Source organism: Sphaerospermopsis sp. FACHB-1194 (assembly GCF_014696235.1).
GTDB classification, from domain to species: domain Bacteria; phylum Cyanobacteriota; class Cyanobacteriia; order Cyanobacteriales; family Nostocaceae; genus Sphaerospermopsis; species Sphaerospermopsis kisseleviana.
On sequence record NZ_JACJPU010000003.1, the window covers coordinates 1 to 14,699 of the forward strand.

The 14,699-nt window shown below is 37.3% G+C and carries 19 protein-coding genes and 1 pseudogene; 7 read left to right on the forward strand and 13 right to left on the reverse strand.

All coding sequences use genetic code 11. From position 1 onward, the window contains the following. The first annotated feature begins 122 nt into the window (after nt 1-122). A complete protein-coding gene (locus H6F45_RS26850; protein ID WP_199301740.1) occupies nt 123-239 on the forward strand; it encodes a type IV pilin-like G/H family protein in 117 nt (38 codons plus the stop codon). Between the two features lie 87 nt (nt 240-326). Continuing rightward, nucleotides 327-464, forward strand: a complete 138-nt coding sequence (locus H6F45_RS02385; protein ID WP_162501860.1) for a hypothetical protein — start codon at nt 327-329, stop codon at nt 462-464. Nucleotides 465-467: 3 nt separating this feature from the next. Here the strand turns inward: H6F45_RS02385 and H6F45_RS02390 are convergent, their stop codons facing one another. Continuing rightward, nucleotides 468-629, reverse strand: coding sequence for a hypothetical protein (locus H6F45_RS02390; RefSeq protein ID WP_187041981.1), 162 nt, complete (start codon nt 627-629; stop codon nt 468-470). A gap of 15 nt (nt 630-644) precedes the next feature. Between H6F45_RS02390 and H6F45_RS02395 the strand changes: the two genes are divergently transcribed. After that, nucleotides 645-794 carry a hypothetical protein gene (locus H6F45_RS02395; RefSeq protein ID WP_190346366.1) on the forward strand — a complete coding sequence of 50 codons (150 nt, stop codon included), beginning with the start codon at nt 645-647 and terminating at the stop codon, nt 792-794. Here H6F45_RS02395 and H6F45_RS02400 read toward each other — a convergent pair. The 7 genes and pseudogenes from H6F45_RS02400 to H6F45_RS02425 form a co-directional block, all read right to left on the reverse strand. Beyond that, nucleotides 735-1,619, reverse strand: a complete 885-nt coding sequence (locus tag H6F45_RS02400) for an ABC transporter permease (RefSeq protein WP_137666991.1) — start codon at nt 1,617-1,619, stop codon at nt 735-737. The two genes, H6F45_RS02395 and H6F45_RS02400, sit on opposite strands and share 60 nt — an antisense overlap. A 129-nt stretch (nt 1,620-1,748) precedes the next feature. After that, nucleotides 1,749-1,853: pseudogene (locus H6F45_RS26330) on the reverse strand (VapC toxin family PIN domain ribonuclease); the annotation flags it as partial. A 26-nt stretch (nt 1,854-1,879) separates the two neighbouring features. Next, nucleotides 1,880-2,176: a hypothetical protein gene (locus tag H6F45_RS02405; RefSeq protein WP_190346367.1), complete on the reverse strand. Its 297-nt coding sequence runs from the start codon at nt 2,174-2,176 to the stop codon at nt 1,880-1,882. A gap of 333 nt (nt 2,177-2,509) precedes the next feature. After that, entirely contained in the window at nt 2,510-3,130 is a 621-nt protein-coding gene (locus H6F45_RS02410) for a Uma2 family endonuclease (protein ID WP_190346368.1), read from the reverse strand. Between the two features lie 162 nt (nt 3,131-3,292). Next, nucleotides 3,293-4,663, reverse strand: coding sequence for a thioredoxin-disulfide reductase (gene trxB, locus H6F45_RS02415; RefSeq protein ID WP_190346369.1), 1,371 nt, complete (start codon nt 4,661-4,663; stop codon nt 3,293-3,295). A gap of 595 nt (nt 4,664-5,258) precedes the next feature. Continuing rightward, nucleotides 5,259-5,699, reverse strand: coding sequence for a type II toxin-antitoxin system PemK/MazF family toxin (locus H6F45_RS02420; RefSeq protein WP_137667528.1), 441 nt, complete (start codon nt 5,697-5,699; stop codon nt 5,259-5,261). Continuing rightward, the gene (locus H6F45_RS02425) at nt 5,693-5,935 is read right to left on the reverse strand and encodes an AbrB/MazE/SpoVT family DNA-binding domain-containing protein (protein ID WP_096565304.1); all 243 of its coding nucleotides are present in this window, start codon (nt 5,933-5,935) and stop codon (nt 5,693-5,695) included. The genes H6F45_RS02420 and H6F45_RS02425 overlap by 7 nt, the downstream gene beginning before the upstream one ends. A gap of 182 nt (nt 5,936-6,117) precedes the next feature. Between H6F45_RS02425 and H6F45_RS02430 the strand changes: the two genes are divergently transcribed. The 3 genes from H6F45_RS02430 (at nt 6,118) to H6F45_RS02440 (ending at nt 10,355) form a co-directional block, all read left to right on the forward strand. After that, complete coding sequence (locus H6F45_RS02430) at nt 6,118-6,681, forward strand: Uma2 family endonuclease (RefSeq protein WP_137667529.1); 564 nt, start codon at nt 6,118-6,120, stop codon at nt 6,679-6,681. A gap of 717 nt (nt 6,682-7,398) precedes the next feature. Then, on the forward strand, nt 7,399-7,920 hold the full coding sequence (locus H6F45_RS02435; protein ID WP_190346370.1) for a type IV pilin-like G/H family protein: 522 nt from the start codon (nt 7,399-7,401) through the stop codon (nt 7,918-7,920). A gap of 191 nt (nt 7,921-8,111) precedes the next feature. Next, nucleotides 8,112-10,355: a hypothetical protein gene (locus tag H6F45_RS02440; protein ID WP_190346371.1), complete on the forward strand. Its 2,244-nt coding sequence runs from the start codon at nt 8,112-8,114 to the stop codon at nt 10,353-10,355. Nucleotides 10,356-10,468: 113 nt separating this feature from the next. Here H6F45_RS02440 and H6F45_RS02445 read toward each other — a convergent pair whose 3' ends face one another. The 3 genes from H6F45_RS02445 to H6F45_RS02455 form a co-directional block, all read right to left on the reverse strand. Further along, the gene (locus H6F45_RS02445; RefSeq protein WP_190346372.1) at nt 10,469-11,269 is read right to left on the reverse strand and encodes a Uma2 family endonuclease; all 801 of its coding nucleotides are present in this window, start codon (nt 11,267-11,269) and stop codon (nt 10,469-10,471) included. Between the two features lie 175 nt (nt 11,270-11,444). Next, the gene (locus H6F45_RS02450) at nt 11,445-12,269 is read right to left on the reverse strand and encodes a Uma2 family endonuclease (protein WP_096565293.1); all 825 of its coding nucleotides are present in this window, start codon (nt 12,267-12,269) and stop codon (nt 11,445-11,447) included. A gap of 171 nt (nt 12,270-12,440) precedes the next feature. After that, the gene (locus tag H6F45_RS02455) at nt 12,441-12,848 is read right to left on the reverse strand and encodes a tetratricopeptide repeat protein (protein WP_137667533.1); all 408 of its coding nucleotides are present in this window, start codon (nt 12,846-12,848) and stop codon (nt 12,441-12,443) included. A 292-nt stretch (nt 12,849-13,140) separates the two neighbouring features. Between H6F45_RS02455 and H6F45_RS02460 the strand changes: the two genes are divergently transcribed. Next, a complete protein-coding gene (locus H6F45_RS02460; protein WP_096565289.1) occupies nt 13,141-13,359 on the forward strand; it encodes a DUF4327 family protein in 219 nt (72 codons plus the stop codon). On the opposite strand, the gene H6F45_RS26855 is transcribed toward H6F45_RS02460, so the two are convergent. Together H6F45_RS26855 and H6F45_RS02465 are read right to left on the reverse strand one after the other, a co-directional pair. After that, nucleotides 13,301-13,426, reverse strand: coding sequence for a hypothetical protein (locus tag H6F45_RS26855; RefSeq protein ID WP_277876949.1), 126 nt, complete (start codon nt 13,424-13,426; stop codon nt 13,301-13,303). The genes H6F45_RS02460 and H6F45_RS26855 overlap by 59 nt on opposite strands. Before the next feature lie 25 nt (nt 13,427-13,451). Continuing rightward, nucleotides 13,452-14,690 (reverse strand): protein kinase, encoded by a 1,239-nt coding sequence (locus H6F45_RS02465; protein ID WP_096565287.1) that lies wholly within the window; start codon nt 14,688-14,690, stop codon nt 13,452-13,454. Between the last annotated feature and the right edge of the window lie 9 nt (nt 14,691-14,699).

The following is a 14,699-nucleotide window of genomic DNA, read 5'->3' on the forward strand; positions in this document are numbered from 1 at the left end:
TCACTCCATACCCAGCTTAATGCTATTTACTCTCATTAAGCCTCTTAACTTTTAAGTTACCTTTAGTTATTATGTACTACTTTAATGGCTTTTTTGATCTGTGACAGTTGAGGGTGCGGAATGTGGGTTATATAAGCGCATTTAATAGAGCGCAACAAGCTTACAGAATGGAAAATTCAGCTTTCGCTGGGGATATAGAGACTTTACAACTGGGTATTCCTACTGTAACCAATAATTAGAATTATAACATTGCAGCAGATATTAATACTACTACGGTTACAGCAGTAGCTAATGACGCTGCTGCGCTTAAAGGTTTTAATGGTGGTGTGACTGTTCTTTTAAGTGGAATTACTGTAAGTGTTGCTTGTCAAACCGCAGGAACATTAGCTAATAATCCTATTACTGCTCCTAGTTTAACTTCTACTGGAGCAAGTTGTACAGGAACGATGGTTAGTATGGATTAGGAATTAATTCTTTTTAGTAAGAATCTGCACATTAGCAACAGTGTAAGACTTAATATGAGATTTTTCCGAAGTTATCAGCGGTGCGCCTTTTAATATACCAGATAAAGCAACGGAAAGCATTAAACCACCGGTAGCAGCTGCAATTAAAGTAAATTTATCGTTCACAGAAGTATCTCAGTTTTGTTGTTAGTTATCAAGAGAGAGTCAGGAGAAAGACTTAGTTTTTCTCACCCAGTCACCAGTCACCAGTCACCAGTCACTAGTCACCAGTCATCTATTTTCTCTTCTCAAACGAGGATTGACAAACTCATTCAACCCTTCACCAAGTAGTGATAACCCTACTACCATGATAGTCATTGCTAAACCGGGAAAAAGGGTAGTCCACCAAATACCTGTGGGTAGTGCTTCCAGAGCTTGTTTTAAATCATAACCCCATTCGGGTACATCTTCGGGTAGTCCTAAACCCAAAAAGCCTAAACCACCTAATACTAATATGGCATCTGCGGCGTTAAGGGTAAAGAGGACGGGGACACTTTGAATAACGTTGAAAAATAGATATCTTGATAATACAATCCAGGTAGAAGCGCCCATTGCTTGCGCTGCTTCGATGTAGACTTCGGTTTTAACGCTGACGGTGTGGTTACGCACAACGCGATAATATTGGGGAATGTAAGCAATACTAATGGCGATCGCCGCATTTAATATTCCTCTCCCTACCACAAAAGCTAAGGTAACAGATAGCAGCAAACCCGGTAAAGTGTAAATGCTATCCATGAGAAATAGTAAAGTTTTATCTAATTTTCCTCCTAAATAACCACTTACCATTCCCAAGGGTACACCCACAATCATACTTAATGCAGTGGCTAAAATAACTACTTGCAGTGCTGCTTGTGCGCCAAAAATTGTTCTGGAAAAGACATCATAACCCAAGCGACTTGTACCAAACCAATGTTTTAAAGAAGGTGCTTCATGAATAGGGTTACTTAAAAATTCTTTGGGGTTTTGTAACCATCCCCACTGTTGGAAAACTGGGGCAAAAAAGGCTAAAAAGATAAAAAATAAAGTCATTGCTAAACCTATCAACATAAATCTCTGGGATAGGTTAGATTTAGCAAAGTTTAAAAATCTTGGTATGCGGCTTTTTGTAATAGTCATGGTAATATAATTATGATGGTAATTTTTTTCTAACCCTTGTGGAACAGGCATCTTGCCTGTTAACCTTGTACCTCATAACTTAGGAAACGGCTGTAAAAATATAAATTATATATTACAATAACCAATTTTTTACAATAACCAATTTTCTAATTTAAGTCCTTCAATTCTGGATAAATCGGAATCATTAGAAACAAGAATTAAATCTAAGATAATTGCTGTTGCTGCTATTAAAATTTGAATCTAGTAAATAATTCACAGTGTTATTTTCCTTCTACCGCTGCATCAAAAATCGCTATTTCTTCGGGTGATAAGTCGTTCAATGTCCCTGCAACAGTTTCTAACACAAGAATTTTATCAATTCTTCTGGTTAAATCATGTTCTTTAATTGCTCTCATTTCCTCTGGTGACAATCTACCAAATAATTCTATCAGCATTTCTGTCATTTCATATTGGTCTAATTTGACTTTGTAGAAACTACTTCCTTGAAATAATTTATCTACCAATGTGGAAATACGTTCTGTTAGTTCTTGTTGATACTCGGTTATTTGTTCTTGCATGGTTTTGACTCCTGATGACGGCTGAATATTTACATTATACAGCAGATTTCATCTGAGTGAGGTACACAAGGGCGTGCAGGATGCCCACCCCACAAGAGTTTTACAATAGACTTCTCCAAAATAGAATGTATTAATTTGTCATAAGTTGTAGGGGCGAAGCTTATGGGCGATAATTTAACAAAAAAATCAGACATCTAGATATCCCATAAGCTTCGACCTGCCCCCATAAATAAGTTCCATAATTTCTTTTCTGGAGATGTCTAATTAATATCTGTACCTCATTGATCTGCAATCTGCTATACTTGCATGAAAATTATATTATAATCTACACTCTTACAAACTAGCTTGAAAAATTTGATTAGCAGTTAATTTTAACTCTGGGAAAGTTGGTGATATTATTAAATCATCATCTCTAAATTGACTAACTTGATATTCTCCTTCTATCAGTTGATAAAGTGAAATAGTTGGTTGTTTAGGATTGCCAATAAACACTCTACCACCTAAAGCAGCATAATCTACAATCCAATATTCTGCAATACCCATTTCCTCATAGTCAGCAAGTTTTTTATGGTAATCATCACGCCAGTTTGTACTGACAACTTCAACTACTAAAGGAATTGAAGCTGATTCACTAATTGTAGATGATTTTTTCCATAAAGGTTCATTAATTAAATTAGAACGATTTAACAATATTATATCTGGTAAATATCCTGATTCTTTTTCTGGTGGTTTGATAAAAGCTGTTTTAGGAATGAAATAAGGAAGTTTTAGACGTTTATATTCTGTGACTATTTCTTCAACTAAAAAGCCAATAATTTCTTCATGTTCTCCTACTGGTGGTGTCATTTCTACAATTACTCCATCATATAATTCATAGCGAACTCCTGTATCTGGATACCACTCTATAAACTCGGCAAAAGTTATTAATTTAGTTTCAGGTAAAGCTTGAATCATAATTTAGATTCTTTGGTTTGAATAGTTATCATATTGTTTGTTTGGTGATTGGTGATTGGTAATTGGTAATTGGTAATTGGTGATTGGTAAAAATAAAATTTATTACCCATTCCCCAGTCACCAGTCCCCAGTCACCAGTCCCCAGTCACCAGTCCCCAGTCCCTACAAATTACTTTCTATCAACTGTCGATATTCACTTTTCTGTTTTACACCTTTCACTTCTTTTACCAATTCCTTATTCTTAAATATCTGTACCGTCGGTGTTCCTATGATGCCGGCATTCTCCGCTATGTCTCGATCTTGGTCAATGTCAACTTCAACAAAGTGAATCTTACCATCAAATTCATCGACGACTTTATTTAATATCGGTTTCAAGGTGTGACAAGGGCCACAACCAGGAGACACATATTTTACCAACAACAAGCGATCGCTCTCATGGAATAATTTTCTTAAAGCATAACCCCCATTATGCCTTGTTGCTTGTAAATTAAATTCTGCTGCTGTTTCTGCTTTCTGGGTTTCTGGGTGGGGTGTTGTTCCTTCAATTTGGGTTTGATGAAATTCATGAATTAAATTCTTTGATGATAACCATCTTTCCGCTAACATGGCCGCCATACAACCAGTACCTGCTGCTGTAATCGCTTGTCTAAATTCATGGTCTTGCACGTCACCGGCTGCAAATACACCCTCTAAACTGGTTTCTACACCACCATGTTTAGTGATAATGTACCCCACCTCATCCAGTTCTAATAGTCCCTGAAATAACTCTGTATTGGGCTTGTGACCAATGGCGTAAAATAAACCTTTAGCGGGAATAGTGCTTTCTTCCCCGGTTTGATTATTACGCACTTGCACACCATTCATACTTTCTTCACCAATTACATCTACTGCTTCGGTGTGCCAATGTATTTTAATTTTCGGGTTACTCAAAACTCTGTCTTGCATAGCTTTAGAAGCCCGCATTTTATCAGAACGCACTAACAAATGCACCAAAGAAGCATATTTAGTTAAATAAATAGCTTCTTCTGCTGCTGAGTCTCCCGCACCAATAATCCCTAACTCCGTATTACGAAATAGAGGAGTTGCACCATCACATATAGCACAAGCGGAAATTCCCCGACTCCAAAATTGATGTTCACTTGGTAAACCTAAGCGTTTAGCTGTTGCACCAGTAGCGATAATTAAACTATGGGCTTTTACTTCTCTTTCTTGGGAACGGATAGTAAAAGGACGTTGACTCAAATCAACTGATATCACATCTTCAGTATATAATTCTGCGCCCCACCGTTCTGCTTGGGCTTTCATGTTATCCATCAAGTCTGGTCCGGTGATACCTTGGGGAAAACCTGGGAAGTTCTCAACTTCGGTGGTTGTCATGAGTTGGCCTCCTGGTAAACCACCTGCTTGGAAACCTTCAAATACTACGGGTTTTAAATTTGCCCTTCCTGCATAGATAGCTGCTGTGTAACCAGCGGGTCCAGAACCGATAATTACTAAGTTTTCTACTGTGTTTTCTACTTTGGAATTTGTCATACTAGTATACAAACTCATAACGACTACGTTTAAGTTAGTATAGCATAACTCAAAGATCCCCGACTTCTGACATTAATTTAGGGGATGCTGAATAAATGTAAAACCCAGAGATATCAAAGGTTAGAGGGTGATAAACACAAAAATAAGTGCAAGGTTTTTCAAGGGTATAGCTGAAAAAGCGTGCATTTTTTGAGATTTCCAGAGAGGGCAAAGAAATTTTCAAACCTCCTCCTGACTCCTGTAAGGGCGAAGCATTCGGGCGATAAATTATCAATTTTTATCACAGGTTATTTTCCTGTAAGGGCGAAGCATTCGGGCGATAAATTATCAATTTTTATCACAGGTTATTTTCCGAATGCTTCGCCCCTACTTCGCCCCTACGACTCCTGACTCCTATGCCCTCATGAAAAGACTTTCTCAGCAACCCCTAATTTATGATTTCAGGACTTACGCAGCATAGAACGGAAGTAGGGGTAATTCATGAATTACCCCTAAACAAGAATCAAGTTTTGAGTTCAATCTTGCGTAAGTCCTAATTTGTAGACAAGATCAAAAAAGAAGTCGGGGGTCTGATGGTTCAAACTATAAAATTACACTATAAAATTAAAGTTTCCAGCCTAGCTTGTACTTCTTCTATTAAATCCTGTGGCACACTTTCTACAAATTTGACTTTTCTAGCTCTCCAATCTAATGTTTTAATTTGGTCAGCTAAAACGACTCCTTTTGTTTGTATTCCCTCAACCAGTGGAACTTCAAAACTCAGCCCTTTTCGGTTGCTAGTTATGGGACAAGCTAGAATTAAAGAAGCCATTTGATTATATTTAATTGGAGATATCACCAAAACTGGACGATAACCAATTTGTTCACGTCCTTGTTGTTGTATTTCCTCATTTAAGATGTTAGCAATATCATCAAAAGACATTCCTGAAGCTTGTAGAGTCAATGCACGCCTAATAGAATCAGCAGTCAACCGCTGCTTATTGCCAAATTCTAATTTAACAATATCTCCTCTGTTGGGAAAATAAGAAACTACCAATCTTCATTCCCCACAGCGTTTCCAGTTTCAAATTCAGGATGAAATTTATCAGGAGTCATACCCTCCAGCAACTCATCAAGTGTATATTTTTTTCTCTTTTGTGGTGTAATCACAATACTGTTACCTTCCAGAGTCAAGTTTATTGCTACTCCTTCGGTTAATTGCACTTGTTCAGCTATAGATTTGGGAATGCGAATAGCTAAACTGTTTCCCCATTTGGCGACAATTGTAGTCATACTCTATATCAACTGTTAAAGTTCCGCCTTTAAACAACTGGACTGAATGTATATACTTTGAAGATACAGATTTAATTGGCAGATGTCAACAGGAAGTTTAGGTTTTGTATTATGTAAGGGTTGAGCGATGCTTTACCTCTACTGACTCCTGCTATAAATAAAGAAGAGTTTTCTGGTGTATTATGTCTCTGACTATTGCTGATTTAGAACAGTTACAAACCGAACATCCAGAATGGCAAATGGAGTTGGTAGAGGGGAATATAGTAATTATGGGTCCATCAGATTACGAGTCTGAAGAAATAGGAGGTCGGTTACTGACCTTTTTGAATATGTGGGTGCTATCTCGTAAACTGGGAAGAGTCACAGGTTCTAGTGCTGGTTTTATTTTGCCAAGTATAGATAATAACTCAGAAAAAAGAAACCTCCGCGCACCAGATGTATCTTTTGTGAAAGCGGAAAGATTGAAAAAAAGTAAACGGGACTTTGTAGAGTTAGTACCTGATTTAGTAGTAGAAATCAAGTCTAAATCAGACAGAATTAAACCTTTAGAAGAGAAAATACAGTTATTTTTACAACTGGGTGCTACAGTGGGTATTTTAATTGACCCTGATAAGTTGACTGTAACAGTTTACCGATTTAATCAAGCAACAATGGTATTGGAAAATGGGGATATTCTGACTATACCAGAATTACTTCCTGGTTGGGAATTGGCTGTATCAGAACTATGGCCGCCTGAATTTGAGTAATTTATGTATATTTTCTGCAACATATACACATAATCAATAAAACCTTTTGATCATCTAACAGCGCAACCTATAGAGAAAGTGAAGGTTTTTTACCTGTTGCAAAAGCAGTTATTAGTGTTACATGATTTTGATTACATTATGCTGGAGTGCGGTTCGTAGTGAGCGATTTATCGCTCAAAGCTAGGAGCATGAGGACTAAAGTCCTCACTACGAATTTAAATTTATTTGTTGAGATAAGGGCGGATATTATTAACTACAGCTAGAGAATCTAATCCACACTTGTTCAAAAAGACCTTGCTGTTTCAGGGTTTGCACAAAAATAGACATAATAATTTTTTGGGTTGAGTAATGGATGCTTTTAAGCGTAAATAGTTGTAATACTTAAACTTTTGTATTATATATCGTATATCGGTGTATTCAGTACAAAATAAAACCTGTATTTAATCATGTAAGCTTTACTTATTTACCTCTGATTTGAGTCAGTATTGATACTCGTTGCTTCAAGAACAAGATTAATTAAGATATACAATTATTTAACTCTTTTAAACTCGAACAATATACAGGTAAAGTATTTCTAAATAAAGGTTTTAGCCCATTTTCATCACTTTTGACAAGATGGTAAAAAAATTTTTGCTAGAGGTGATATGAAACTGATCAGATGTGGGTAAGTTATTTGTACAAAGAAACAAACAATACTTCACCTGAAGGAAAACTACTATGAAAACTGAACTGAAAGCAAAATTCTTAGAACACATCCTGGGTAAAAAGAAAGAAAACGAAGGTTTCACCCTGATTGAATTATTAGTTGTTATCATCATCATCGTTATTCTATCTGCTATCGCGCTACCTTCTTTCCTTAACCAAGCTGCAAAAGCTAAACAATCAGAAGCAAAAACCTATGTAAATTCAGTAAACAAAGCGCAACAGTCATACCGGATTAAGAATACATCCTTTGCGACAACGTTTGACCAGCTCAAAATAGGTATTCCTTCATCAACAGATTTCTATAATTATACAATACCCAGCGCCGATGTAAACAGCACAGTTGTTCTAGCGACAACAAAAGACCCAAGTTCTCTCAAAGGTTTTTCTGGTGGTGTAGTCATTCTCACTACTGGTCAAACTGAAGCTATTGCTTGTCAGACAACAGGTGTGCAGACAGGAACATCAGTTGCTGCACCTAATTTAAGCACTACTCCTAACACTTCAGCTTGTACTGGTCTGGAAAAAATGAAATAACACTTAATTTTTGCTTGTTGGAAATGCTAGATCAATGGAAGTGCATCTAGCATTTTTACCTGATTTTATCACATTATGTAGGGGTTAACAGTCGTTAATCCCTACAATGCTTTTGATTTTTAAGCTTATTTTCAGATCAGGCGTAATCTCACTTGGTAAGATATTTCCAAACGATTTCCAGTTTGTTCATTATGACTACCCAGTTAAATAATCAAGTTGCTTCAGCTTTAACTTTGTTAAGTATTCCAGAATATGAACAAAATATTGCTGAAAATCCCAGAGATGTTTCTAATTATTGGTATTTAGGGTTAGCCTTATTATTAGAGGGTAGAGAGGAAGAAGCCCAAATTACATGGATGACTCCCCTTCTGGAATTTGGAGAAGAAGAGTCAGAATCTTGGTTGCAAGAATTAACAGAAATTTTATTACATTCTGCTCAAGAACAAGAAGCAAATTCTAACAATAAATTAGCTTGGGTAATTCGTCAACACATTAAAGAATTTATACCTGATGATATTAATAATCTTTTAAAAATAATTGAACTAAACACTGACTTAAATATTGAGGATCTGGAAACGAATATTAATCAATTAGTTGAAACTATATCTCAACTAACAGAAACCCCTGTTTTTGACGAAAATTTATTAGTTAAAGTAATTGAAAAGTTAGTTCATCTTGATCCAGTTACTCCTCCTCCCTTTGTTGATCATCTGCTTGAAAAATTTATAATTCATTTATCAACATCTGACACCATTATTCCATTACTGAAAGGAAAAGCCGAAGCTTATTATCGGTTTTCTCAGTCTTATATGTCAATTTACTTTGCAAAAGTTGCTCTCCATTTAGACCCAAATAATTTAGATTGCATTAGAAAAATTGTTGCTCCTTTGCAAAGACTAGGATCAGCTTATACTAAAGAATCTATTGATTGGGTGAAAAAATATTTAGCCCTTGCTCAAAAACCAATTGATCAAATTAATGGTTACCATTACTTACTAGACGCATTATTAACTTCTTGTGCAAGTTGGGAAAAAGCAGTTCAAGCTTACCAAGCATATAAACTATATTTATCTAATGTTGTCAACAGCAAATCAGACGACGAAAGCTTAGTTCAGCTTCTTAGCATTGGCGCTTTTTTGTTATACATGGAAGATAATCCACGTGAAAATAGATTAATTCGCAATGGATTAGCTGATTTATCTCAACAAGTGTTGTGGAAAAGTTTTCCCGAAAATATTAATACTTATCAAAAACGTTTTCAATCACATCGTCCTGCTTTGAGTGAGCGTCCTTTAAGAATAGGCTATTTATCAGAATGTTTTCGTACTCATTCTGTGGGTTTCTTAGCTTGGTGGTTGTTAAAATATCATGATCCTCAGCAATTTGATATTTATCTGTATTCTTTAAAAGAGAATATTTACGACCCCCATCAACAAGCTTACAAGAACGAATTTGGTGAGCGTTATCATCAAGAATGTTTGTCAATGGTAGCAATGGCAGATAAAATTAATGCAGATGAGATAGATATTTTAGTTGATTTAGATAGTTTAACTTCCTATGGTGGTTGCGCCATTTTAGCCTTGAAACCTGCACCCATTCAAATTAGTTGGTTAGGGTATGATGGGACTGGTTTTCCCACAGTAGATTATTTTATGGCTGATCACTATGTTCTACCAGAATCAGCACAGGATTATTACACAGAAAAAATTTGGCGACTGCCTGAAAATTATATTGGTATTGATGGTTTTACTATAGGAACACCAACTCTCACCAGAGAATCTTTAGATATTCCTGAAGATGGGATTATTTATTTTAGTTCTCAAACGGGATTAAAACGTAATCCTCAGAATATCCGATTGCAATTACAAATTCTTAAACAAGTACCTAATAGTTATTTTCTCCTCAAAAGTCATCGAACTAATTATCAAGATTTACAAGATTTTATCGCCCCAATTGCGGAAGCAGAAGGAGTTGATTTAAAACAGTTAAGATTTTTACCTTCTGCACCGTTAGATACAGAACATCGTGCTAATTTAGCTATTGCGGATGTTGTCTTAGATACCTATCCTTACAACGGTGCAACCACAACCCTAGAAACATTATGGATGGGAATACCTATAGTTACCAGAGTGGGAGAACAATTTGCAGCCCGTAATAGTTATACAATGATGATGAATGTGGGTGTAACTGAAGGAATAGCTTGGAGTGATGAAGAGTATGTAGAGTGGGGTGTAAGGTTGGGTAAGGATGAAAAATTAAGACAAGAAATAGTATGGAAACTACGAAAATCAAGACAAACATCTCCCCTCTGGAATGGTAAGAAATTTGCGCGGGAAATGGAGAAAGCTTATTTACAGATGTGGCAAATATATTTTTCTGGAGATGTCTATTGTTCTAGTTCATCCTGTCAATCCTTAAATCCTGTCAATCCTTAAATCCTGGATATCCTGATTCAGACAATAAAGTTTTTATGTAAGTATTCGCTTACATTTTTATTGTTTATAACCAGATCCCAGAATTATTTAATAAGTCCGGGATCTATTGATTTTTACTCTAAACCATTAATATCAACACCTGAATTTTTCAACAAATCCCTTAACCTTGCTATTTCTAATTCTGCATCATCCGCACGTTGTTTTTCCTGTTCAGCACGTTGTTTTTCCTGTTCAGCACGTTGTTTTTCCTGTTCAGCACGTTGTTTTTCCTGTTCACTAACTTCTTTATCTGTTAACAGCAACTCACCATCTAAAGTTTCCCACCGCAACCAAACCGTATCCACACCTCTATACACACCTTGCCAACACACTAAAGCTAATTGCAATTTCTTACTAATATAGCGATTTTTATCATCACGGGTTAGAGGTTGATATACTCCCTCAACAATAGCAAAACCCGCCCAATCATCAGGATTAAAAGGATCATACCAGAAATACTCCGGTACTCGCATCCGGTCTTGATAAACTAATTTTTTCTTAGTTTTATCATAATTAGCAGTGCTTTCTGATAATAACTCTATCACCACATCAGGGGTTTTTCCTTCTTCCCAAACTACCCAGCTTTTTCTTTCCTGTTGTGATACATCTAAAACACAGAAAAAATCAGGACCTTTATAATCATATTTTTTCACTTGGTAGGGACTAAAATAAACAAACATATTCCCTGCGGCAAAACCATCTTGACGTTTTTCTAACCAAGGGTAGATGGTTTCCAAAAGTAAATCCATTTGGTATTTATGTCGCAGAGTTTCCATAACGTCATCGTCATCACAGGGGAGATCATGTTGGGTGGGAAAATTAATCAGTTGTTCTTCTGAGTTGGAAATTGTTTCTTCTGTGGTGAATGGGAGCATAATTTTATTCACTCCTATTTTATCTGTTATTGATTAATCATATCCGCCAAAGGTTTAGGGACTTACCTTGTAGGGGCGAAGCATTCGGGTGATAACCTATTGCTGAAACCAGTTCATATTCTGTCCGAATGCTATACGCCCTTACGATTAATGCATCGGTGTTCTAGCAGTCTATTTACTCATCTAATTCTATTCCCAATTGTCGCAATTTAGCCGCTAATTTATCCGCCCGTTGTTTTTCTTGTTCAGCCCGTTGTTTTTCTTGTTCAGCCCGTTGTTTTTCCTGTTCCGCCCGTTGTTTTTCCTGTTCCGCCCGTTGTTTTTCCTGTTCAGCTTGTTCTTCTCCTGTTAACAATAAATTACCATCTAAATCCCACCATCTTAACCAAGGTAACTCTACATTTTTATATGTTCCTTGCCAAATACCCAACTCTACACCCATTTTTTGAATTAGATAACGACCCCTTTCATTAGGTGACATTAAATAATACTTTCCCTCAACTAAATGATATAATTCCAATGATGCTTTCTGCACTTCATAAATTCCATAAAAAGGTACTCTAATCGCTTTTTCATACACCCAAAATTTACCTAAATATGGCGTTTCATCCCTTTCTTCAGCACCATTACCTGAGACAAATTCAATCACAATTAAAGGAGCGACAAATTCTTGCCATAACACATAAGAACGGCGCATTTGTCCATTTAAAGTTGGCGGTACATCAGGAACATAAAACCAATCTGGTGCTTCTGCTCCTTTTTGTGGTGGCTCAGTAATACGCCAATAAATACCGCTATCTTGACCTATACAAAATTGTTTATCTGGATGAATTTCCTGTAATCTTGACCAAATAGATTCTGTTAATAAAATACTTTGAGGATGTTCTTGAAAATTTTTCACAAAAGTTCCATCTTCACAGGGTAATTGAGTATGGTCTGGTAATTGGGTGGGTAGATCAGTTGGCAGATCAAGTTTCATATCAAGTTTCACAGTGTCCATAATTTCCCATTGTGTAGGTTTGTGTTAGCTAGGATAGGTTATGGCATGGCATTCACCTGAGTTTATTGTAAACAATTCAATATTAGGGCAAATATTAGGGCGGGCAGGGATGCCCACCTCACAAGAGTTAAACTTGTTTAGTTCATAAAATTTAAATGCGTAATAGCTCACTTATTTAGCCGCTTGATTATTTCCCTCTGCTCTATTTTTCACATCCGCCAACACAGTCTGGTAATCCTCCCGATCAGGATGCAACTTCACCAAACGTTCCATCAGAGCGATCGCTCCCTGATTATCCCCCATCTGTAACTTCATCACTGACAACTTCTCCAAAGCAACTTGATTATTAGGTTCACGCTGCAAAACCAACTCATAACCCTTAATTTGTTTCTCTAACCCAGTCTCAGCAGATTCAACCACCGATTGCTGCGGTTGTTGCCAAGCCCGTTGAATCGTACTAAACCCCCCAAACAATATAGAACCACCGAAGCCCAATAAAGAAATATATGTAACAATTCTTTGCTTTCTTGCAATTTGCTGACGACGTTTTTCTAAGTAATCACTACCAGAACTAGCCATGTATCAATACTTGCTGCGGTAAACACAGAAAAACAGCAATCTTCCTCTCCTATTTATGAGATTACCCACAAACCCCAAGAAAATATCACAGCCTCCTGTGCCTCCTGCCTTTAGTCGTAATTACCGTACAAAACCAAATTTTTAGCAATTTCCCAGAATCATTTATGATATACTCTAGAAGTTAAGACTAGCTTCGCCAAACTATAGGACTCGCGCACCAGTAAAAAATGCCAACTGGAAAGCAGTTTTAACTAAGTATTCACACAAATAAAATTTGAACCACATCGAGGTTATGACTCAGCAAGTGATTCACCCTATGGTGAAATTGCAGCGCAATGTGCAATCACTCGTAGAATCCAGTATTATCAAGCCCAGCGATAGCATCTGGAAAATTGCCTTCCTCTACGGCAATGAATGGCAACACTGGAAACAAGAACTCCTGGACTTTGGCTTTAGTATGCAAGATCCCATTGGTGATCTATTAGCAGTAGAAACTTGGGACGAAGATTAGGGACTGGGGACTGGTGACTGGGGACTGGTGACTGGGAAAAGAATTTCACGTAATTACCAATTACCAATTACCCATTACCCATTACCCAATCACTAACAAGCCATCAAAGCCTTAGCCAACTCCTTAGCACTTTGAAAGCGATCGCGTGGTAAAGCTTCCGTCACCCGTTCAATAATTTCGCGGAGTTGAGGAGTAATTGTCGGCACATTTTTCACATCAAAACAAACACCACGTCCCCTGTGGCGGATAAAATTTACAGGATTTTGCCCAGTCAGTAAAAAAATCAGCGTTGGACCGATAGCATACAAATCCGATTGTGTCAATGGTTGTCCTCGTTCCTGCTCAGGAGCGCAATAACCTTCAGCGCCGATCCTCGTCCCTGGTGCAGTGCCAATTTCCTTCACAGCACCAAAATCCAACACCACAATTTGATTATTAGCATTTCTTACCATCAAATTAGCAGGTTTAATATCCCGGTGAATCAGAGGTGGATCTTGGTTATGGAGATAATCTAAAATATCGCAAGTCTGAATCATCCAAGCGATCGCCTGATGAGGAGTCACAGGACCAGTAGTATATACACGCTTTTCCAAATCCTGTCCGTGAATTAACTCCATTGCCAAGTAGTTTTTCCTATCTTCGGCAAAAAAATCATAATATTTGGGAATTCCTCGATAATTAAGACATTTCAGAGTTTTCGCTTCTCGTTCAAACAACTCCTGCGCTTTAGCAATTTTAGCCATATCCGCATTCATCTGCTTTAACACCAACAGTTGAGGAACACCTGTAATTACACCTGTAGCATCCCAAGCTAGGTAAGTAGTACCCATACCACCCTGTCCCAGTGTGCGTAAGACCTGATAATGGCGAATTCGCTTGATCACAGTTAGCGGTTGACCACAGTGAACACAAAATATATTATTTGGGGAATTTCCTTCGTGATTGCAATGGGAAACTGCAACTTTCTCAATTTCCTGGTGTATTGGTTGCCAAGGTGAAACCGTCAGTTCCGGTATATCCTCAAGTTGGAATTTGAGTATAGGTCCTCCCTGTGCTAGTTGCAGGAGAGAATTATCGGATAACGTACTTTTTGTTACCAGAACACCATTAAGAAAAGTACCATTTGTCCCTTGACTAATTACCTGCCAAGCATCACTGCTGCTGCCAGCACTCAATTGTTGAAGTTGCAGATGATACCGAGAAACTAAACTATCATTGAGTACAACATGATTATCCACCGCGCGACCAATGCGAATCACAGAGGAACCCTGAAAACTCCACTGTTTAAGCGGCGTTTTATTTTTCGTGTCTAACAGGGTCAGTGTTACCACAATCAAAAT